The sequence below is a fragment of the Pseudoxanthomonas koreensis genome, assembly GCF_010093225.1.
In the GTDB taxonomy this organism is placed as follows: domain Bacteria; phylum Pseudomonadota; class Gammaproteobacteria; order Xanthomonadales; family Xanthomonadaceae; genus Pseudoxanthomonas; species Pseudoxanthomonas koreensis.
This window is the reverse complement of the sequence record NZ_PDWM01000025.1, coordinates 40,399-46,398: the sequence shown is the minus strand read 5'-3', so window position 1 is coordinate 46,398 and position 6,000 is coordinate 40,399. Positions and strand designations below refer to the sequence as shown.

The window sequence follows — 6,000 nt, the reverse complement described above, 5'->3', positions numbered from 1 at the left end:
GGCGGAGAGCGGGATGGGGTGGCGTGTCAGGCGACGCTTTAGCGGCTACCATGCGGCGGAAAGCCGGTGCGGGGAATGCCGGCGGGGAGACCTGAGCATGTCCGCGACCCGTAGCGCCGTGAAGAAAACCGTGCCCGTAGACCGGGCCACCAGCCAGTTGGTGCCCTTCGTCTGGGAGGGCACCGACAAGCGCGGCATGAAAATGAAGGGCGAGCAGCCGGCCAAGAACGCCAACCTGCTCAAGGCCGAACTGCGCAAGCTGGGCATCACCCCGACCGTGGTCAAGCCCAAGCCCAAGCCGCTGTTCGGCTCGGCCGGCAAGGTCATCGCACCCAAGGACATCGCCTTCTTCAGCCGGCAGATGGCCACGATGATGAAGTCCGGCGTGCCGATCGTGCAGGCGCTGGAGATCATCGGCGGCGGCCACAAGAACCCGCGGATGAAGGGCATGATCGACCAGATCCGCACCGACATCGAGGGCGGCTCCTCGATGCACGAGGCGATCAGCAAGCATCCGGTGCAGTTCGACGAACTGTTCCGCAACCTGGTCCGCGCCGGCGAAGGCGCCGGCGTGCTGGAAACGGTGCTGGACACCATCGCCAGCTACAAGGAAAACGTCGAGGCGCTGAAGGGCAAGATCAAGAAGGCGCTGTTTTACCCGACGATGACTATCGCCGTGGCAATCCTGGTCAGCGCGATCCTGCTGATCTTCGTGGTGCCGCAGTTCGAGGCCACTTTCCGCGACTTCGGTGCCGACCTGCCTGCCTTCACCAGGATGATCGTGGCCGCGTCGGATTTCATGGTCGGCTACTGGTGGATGATCCTGATCATCGTGGTGGGCGCCATCTTCGGCTTCATCTTCTTCTACAAGCGTTCACCCGGTTTCCAGCACTTCCTGGACAAGGTCGTGCTGAAGATCCCTGTGATCGGCGAGATCATGCACAACAGCGCGATCGCCCGTTTCGCCCGCACCACCGCGGTGACCTTCAAGGCCGGCGTGCCGCTGGTGGAAGCGCTGGAATCGGTGGCCGGTGCCACCGGCAACACCGTCTACGAAAAGGCGGTCTACCGCATCCGCGACGACGTGGCGGTGGGCTACCCGGTCAACATGGCGATGAAGCAGACCCACCTGTTCCCGCACATGGTCATCCAGATGACCGCCATCGGCGAGGAAGCCGGCGCGCTGGACACCATGCTGTTCAAGGTGGCCGAGTACTACGAGCAGGAAGTGAACAACGCGGTCGACGCGCTGGCCAGCCTGATCGAGCCGATGATCATGGTGGTGATCGGCATCCTGGTCGGCGGCATGGTGATCGGCATGTACCTGCCCATCTTCAAGCTGGCCGCGACGATCTGAGGGCCAGAAAAGGGGCCAGGGGAAATATCCGCTTGGATGCGGGCTTCCGGGACGAGCAGGTTCGCTCCGCCCCGCCACCACAAACCCCGCTCCGGCGGGGTTTGTTTTTGGCCGGACCGCCGCGCTCCTTGTAGGAGCTCCATTCATGGGCGACCCGAGGGAGCCGGATCGCAGCTGCGCTCAACGCGACCTGTCCGGAGGGGCCGCGTTGGACATGGTGCCTTCCGACGGCGTCGGGTCGCCCCCTGAAGCGGGCTCCTACAAGGGGGCGCTCGCGGCGGGAGAGAAGGAGCCCTTTTGGGGCTTTGTTCCAGTCCATACCCGGGAGTTGTAGGAGCTCCATTCATTGAGCGCCTGCTGGGCCTGGCTTAAAGTGCCTCATATGCTTTCCCGCCTTTTCCCCTCCAAGCCGGCCAAATCCAGCCCGTTCTCGGAGTTCATCCGGACGGCGTCTGCGGCTGAGAAGAAGCGGGTCTATGCCGACGTCTTGAAGAAGGCCACCGAGCGCCAGAATCAAGTCGAAGCGAAAGCCAGGGCCAAAAAGGGGCCAGAGGAAATATCCGCTTGAATGCGGGCTTCCGGGACGAGCAGGCCCACTCCGCTCCCTTACACAAACCCCGCTTCGGCGGGGTTTGTTTTTGGCCGGACCGCCGCGCTCCCTGTAGGAGCTCCATTCATGGGCGACCCGAGGGGGCTGGCGCGCAGCTGCGCTCAACGCGACCTGTCCGGAGAGGCCGCGTTGGACACGGCGCCTTCCAACGGCGTCGGGTCGCCCATGAATGGGGCTCCTACAAGGGGGTGCTCGTGGCGGGAGAGAAGGAACCCCTTTGCGCGTTGTTCCGGTCCATACCCGGGAGTAAGCTGACTGCATGGACATTTCCATCGAACAGATTGCCGAGGCCGCTCTCTCGCTACCGAGCGATGCCCGCGCGCTCTTGGCCGACCGCCTGGTCGAAAGCCTTGATCCCTTGGCCGATCCGGATGTTCGTAGCGCCTGGGCGGCGGAAGCCCAGCGCCGGCTGGCGGATCTTCGCTCGGGCAAGATCAAGGCCATTCCCGCCCATGAAGTGCTGGCCCATGTCCGCTCGCAATCCAAGTGAAGCCGGTCGAATTCCATCCGGAAGCGGCCGCCGAGCTTGAGGCAGGCGTCCGCCACTACGAGCAACAGCAGCGAGGCCTGGGCGAACGGTTCATTGCGGCAATCGAGTTCTCGCTGAGCGGCATTATCGAATCACCGCATGCCTGGCCAGTCCTGGAACGTGATGTGCGCCGCAAGCTGGCCCGTGTGTTTCCCTATGCGGTCCTCTACTCCGACGAGCCGGATCGCATCCTGGTTTTGGCAGTCATGCACTGTCACCGGAAGCCAGGGTACTGGCGGGTCCGAACCGACCGATGAAGCCCGGGGAAGGGGCAAAGAGAAATATCCGCTTGATTGCGGCCTGCCGGACGAGCAGGTTCGCTCCGCTCCGCCACCACAAACCCCGATTCGGCGGGGTTTGTTTTTGGCCGGACCGCCGCACTGCTCCCTGTAGGAGCCCCATTCATGGGCGACCCGAGGGGGCTGGATCGCAGCTGCGCTCAACGCGACCTGTCCGGAGGGGCCGCGTTGGACATGGTGCCTTCCGACGGCGTCGGGTCGCCCCCTGAAGTGGGCTCCTACAGGACGCCCCTCCGATTCTGGGTAGCGCGGCGATCTGGAGTCCAGCTCCCCTGAGCAAGGAGATTGGACGTGAATCTTGCAAAAGCCCCTTTCGTACATACAATGTGCATATGATCAAGTTCGATTGGGATCCGGCCAAAGCCGCATCGAACCTCAAGAAGCATGGCGTCTCCTTCGAGGAGGCCCAATCCGTGTTCTACGACGAGCTTGCTATCCAGTTCTACGACGAATCACATACATCTTCAGAAGATCGCTTTCTCATGCTTGGCATGAGCAGTGGCGCACACCTTCTGCTCGTCTGCCACTGTGAGCGTGGCAGCGGCAGCACCATCCGGATCATTTCTGCTCGCAAAGCCACAAAAACAGAAAGCTCCTACTACGGGCGGTGATTGACATGAAAGCCGAATACGACCTCTCCAGGATGAAGTCCCGCAGCAACCCTTACGCATCCAAGCTCAAGAAGCCTGTGACCATGCGCCTCTCGGAAGACGTAGTGGACTACTTCAAGGGCATGGCCAATGAAGCCGGGGTCCCCTATCAAAGCCTGATCAATCTTTACCTGCGCGATTGCGTCATGAAACACCGCAAGGTGCAGATCGCGTGGCCCGCCGAGAAAAAGGGGCCAGAGGAAATATCCGCTTGAATGCGGGCTTCCGGGACGACCAGGTCCGCTTCGCTCCGCCACCACAAACCCCGCTTCGGCGGGGTTTGTTTTTGGCCTGGACCGCCGCACCGCCCCCTGTAGGAGCCCACTTCAGGGAGCGACCCGGGGGAGCCGGATCGCAGCCGCGCTCAACGCGACCTGTCCGGATGTGCCGCGTTGGACATGGTGCCTTCCGACGGCGTCGGGTCGCCCCCTGAAGTGGGCTCCTACAAGGGGCGCGTGTAGTCGCAGATGCGCCCGATGCACTCGCTGTTGGCAGCGAGGTAGACACCGGGAAAGGGGCCAGAGGAAATATCCGCTTGAAAGCGCTTGTTTCCTCTGGCCCCTTTTAACCCGTACTCTTCCGGCTTGGTTCATCTCGTCACCGGGCACGCATGGCCTTCCTCGACACCCAGCCGATGCTGGGCTACCCCCTCGCCGCCGCCGTCGGCCTGGCCGTGGGCAGCTTCCTCAACGTGGTCATCCTGCGCCTGCCGCGGCGGCTGGAGTGGGAGTGGAAGCGCGACGCGCGCGAGGTGCTGGAGCTGCCCGAGCTCTACGACCCGCCCCCGCCCGGGGTGGTGGTGGAGCCTTCGCACGACCCGGTCACCGGCGACCGGCTGAAGTGGTGGGAGAACATCCCGGTGTTCAGCTGGCTGGCGCTGCGCGGGCGCTCGCGCTACAGCGGGCAGAAGATCTCGGTGCAGTATCCGCTGGTGGAGCTGCTGACCGGCCTGCTCACCGTGTTCTGCGCCTGGCGCTTCGGTTTCGGCTGGCAGGGCTTCGGGGCGATGGTGTTCACCTGGTTCCTGGTCGCCGCCTCGGGGATCGACCTGCGCACGCGGCTGCTGCCCGATTCGCTGACCCTGCCGCTGATGTGGCTGGGCCTGGTGGCCAGCATCGACAACCTGTTCATCCCGGCCAAGCCGGCGCTGCTGGGCGCGATGGCCGGCTACGTGTCGCTGTGGAGCGTGTGGTGGCTGTTCAAGCAGCTCACCGGCAAGGAAGGCATGGGCCACGGCGACTTCAAGCTGCTGGCGGCGATCGGCGCCTGGGTGGGCCTGAAGGGCATCCTGCCGGTGATCCTGCTGTCGTCGGTGGTCGGCGCGGTGATCGGCTCGATCTGGCTGGCCATGAAGGGCCGCGACCGCGCCACGCCCATCCCCTTCGGCCCCTACCTGGCCATCGCCGGCTGGATCGTGTTCTTCTGGGGCGAGCAGATAATCGGCGCCTATCTGCGCCTGGCCGGCCTGGGCTGAGGGCGGCTTCTTGTAGGAGCCCGCATGAGGGCGACCCGACGCCGCCTGGTGGCCGCCTCGTTGAACGCGGCCGGCGCCGGAGGCGGCGCGTTGAACCCCGCGTCCCCCGCGCTTCCGGGTCGCCCTCATGCGGGCTCCTACAGGGGGTGGTGCCCATGGTGACGTTGCGCGATACTAACGCGATGCGTTAGTATACGTCCATGTCAATCCTGTCCTTCAAGTGCAAGGACACCCGGTACCTGTACGAGGGAGGCCGGTCGCGTCGATTCATGAACATCGAAACGGTCGCCATGCGCAAGCTGGCGATGCTCAACCGGGCCGCCGCGCTCGACGACCTCCGGATACCACCCAACAATCACCTGGAAGCCCTGCGGGGCGACCGCGCCGGCCAGCACAGCGTCCGCGTGAACCGGCAATGGCGTATCTGCTTCGTCTGGACGGTCAATGGCCCGATGGATGTCGAGATCGTCGATTACCACTGAGGAGAAGCCAACATGCGCAAGGTTCCCTATCCGCATCCGGGCGAGATCCTGATGCACGAATTCCTGGAGCCGATGGGCATCAGCCAGTACCGGCTTGCCAAGGAAATCGGTGTACCGCAGCGCCGGATCGGTGAAATCGTGGCCGGCACCCGCGCCGTCACCATGGATACTGGGCTGCGCCTGTCGCGCTTCTTCGGCATGTCCGAAGGTTTCTGGACCGGGCTGCAGCTGGATTACGACGCGGCGACGGCGAAGGACGCGTTGGCCGAAGAGCTCGCCCGTATCCGCCCCTGGGCAACAGCGGCATAAAACGCGCCTGTAGGAGCCCGCATGAGGGCGACCCGACGTCGCCTGATCGCCGCCTCGTTGAACACGGCCGCTCCGGAGGCGGCGCGTTGAACCCCGCGCCCCCCACGCTTTCGGGTCGCCCTCATGCGGGCTCCTACAGGGGGAGGCGTTGCTTCCGCCAGGCCAGGACCCGACAGGTTTTTACTCGCGCTTGCGCTGTATCGCTTACCGATATACGATCCAGCCATGGCGATCAGGAGCTTTCGCTGCAGGGATACGCAGGCGTTGTTCCAGCGCACCACTGAGGTTCC

Annotated in this window: 9 protein-coding genes; all 9 read left to right on the top strand. The window is 64.2% G+C overall.

Going from position 1 to position 6,000, the window contains the following annotated elements; all coding sequences use genetic code 11:
• Positions 1–97 precede the first annotated feature (97 nt).
• The 9 genes from CSC64_RS09130 (at position 98) to CSC64_RS09090 (ending at position 5,710) form a co-directional block, all read left to right on the top strand.
• Positions 98–1,357, top strand: coding sequence for a type II secretion system F family protein (locus CSC64_RS09130; protein WP_162435008.1), 1,260 nt, complete (start codon positions 98–100; stop codon positions 1,355–1,357).
• A gap of 346 nt (positions 1,358–1,703) precedes the next feature.
• Positions 1,704–1,925, top strand: coding sequence for a hypothetical protein (locus CSC64_RS09125; RefSeq protein ID WP_238389903.1), 222 nt, complete (start codon positions 1,704–1,706; stop codon positions 1,923–1,925).
• A 301-nt stretch (positions 1,926–2,226) separates the two neighbouring features.
• Positions 2,227–2,457: an addiction module protein gene (locus CSC64_RS09120; RefSeq protein WP_162435006.1), complete on the top strand. Its 231-nt coding sequence runs from the start codon at positions 2,227–2,229 to the stop codon at positions 2,455–2,457.
• The gene (locus CSC64_RS09115; protein ID WP_162435005.1) at positions 2,454–2,753 is read left to right on the top strand and encodes a type II toxin-antitoxin system RelE/ParE family toxin; all 300 of its coding nucleotides are present in this window, start codon (positions 2,454–2,456) and stop codon (positions 2,751–2,753) included. Before CSC64_RS09120 ends, CSC64_RS09115 begins: the two co-directional genes overlap by 4 nt.
• A 374-nt stretch (positions 2,754–3,127) precedes the next feature.
• Positions 3,128–3,406 carry a BrnT family toxin gene (locus CSC64_RS09110; RefSeq protein ID WP_162435004.1) on the top strand — a complete coding sequence of 93 codons (279 nt, stop codon included), beginning with the start codon at positions 3,128–3,130 and terminating at the stop codon, positions 3,404–3,406.
• A 5-nt stretch (positions 3,407–3,411) separates the two neighbouring features.
• On the top strand, positions 3,412–3,660 hold the full coding sequence (locus tag CSC64_RS09105; RefSeq protein ID WP_162435003.1) for a BrnA antitoxin family protein: 249 nt from the start codon (positions 3,412–3,414) through the stop codon (positions 3,658–3,660).
• A gap of 395 nt (positions 3,661–4,055) precedes the next feature.
• Entirely contained in the window at positions 4,056–4,919 is an 864-nt protein-coding gene (locus CSC64_RS09100) for a prepilin peptidase (RefSeq protein ID WP_162435002.1), read from the top strand.
• 200 nt (positions 4,920–5,119) lie between these two features.
• Positions 5,120–5,401: a type II toxin-antitoxin system RelE/ParE family toxin gene (locus CSC64_RS09095; protein WP_162435001.1), complete on the top strand. Its 282-nt coding sequence runs from the start codon at positions 5,120–5,122 to the stop codon at positions 5,399–5,401.
• A gap of 12 nt (positions 5,402–5,413) precedes the next feature.
• Positions 5,414–5,710, top strand: coding sequence for a HigA family addiction module antitoxin (locus CSC64_RS09090; RefSeq protein WP_162435000.1), 297 nt, complete (start codon positions 5,414–5,416; stop codon positions 5,708–5,710).
• The last annotated feature ends 290 nt before the right edge of the window (positions 5,711–6,000 follow it).

What these genes read in the sequence shown, in the direction of transcription:
- CSC64_RS09120 (WP_162435006.1), top strand. Translation starts at nt 2,227, where the DNA reads ATGGACATTTCCATCGAACAGATTGCCGAGGCCGCTCTCTCGCTACCG.
- CSC64_RS09110 (WP_162435004.1), top strand. Translation starts at nt 3,128, where the DNA reads ATGATCAAGTTCGATTGGGATCCGGCCAAAGCCGCATCGAACCTCAAG.
- CSC64_RS09100 (WP_162435002.1), top strand. Translation starts at nt 4,056, where the DNA reads ATGGCCTTCCTCGACACCCAGCCGATGCTGGGCTACCCCCTCGCCGCC.
- CSC64_RS09105 (WP_162435003.1), top strand. Translation starts at nt 3,412, where the DNA reads ATGAAAGCCGAATACGACCTCTCCAGGATGAAGTCCCGCAGCAACCCT.
- CSC64_RS09090 (WP_162435000.1), top strand. Translation starts at nt 5,414, where the DNA reads ATGCGCAAGGTTCCCTATCCGCATCCGGGCGAGATCCTGATGCACGAA.
- CSC64_RS09130 (WP_162435008.1), top strand. Translation starts at nt 98, where the DNA reads ATGTCCGCGACCCGTAGCGCCGTGAAGAAAACCGTGCCCGTAGACCGG.
- CSC64_RS09095 (WP_162435001.1), top strand. Translation starts at nt 5,120, where the DNA reads ATGTCAATCCTGTCCTTCAAGTGCAAGGACACCCGGTACCTGTACGAG.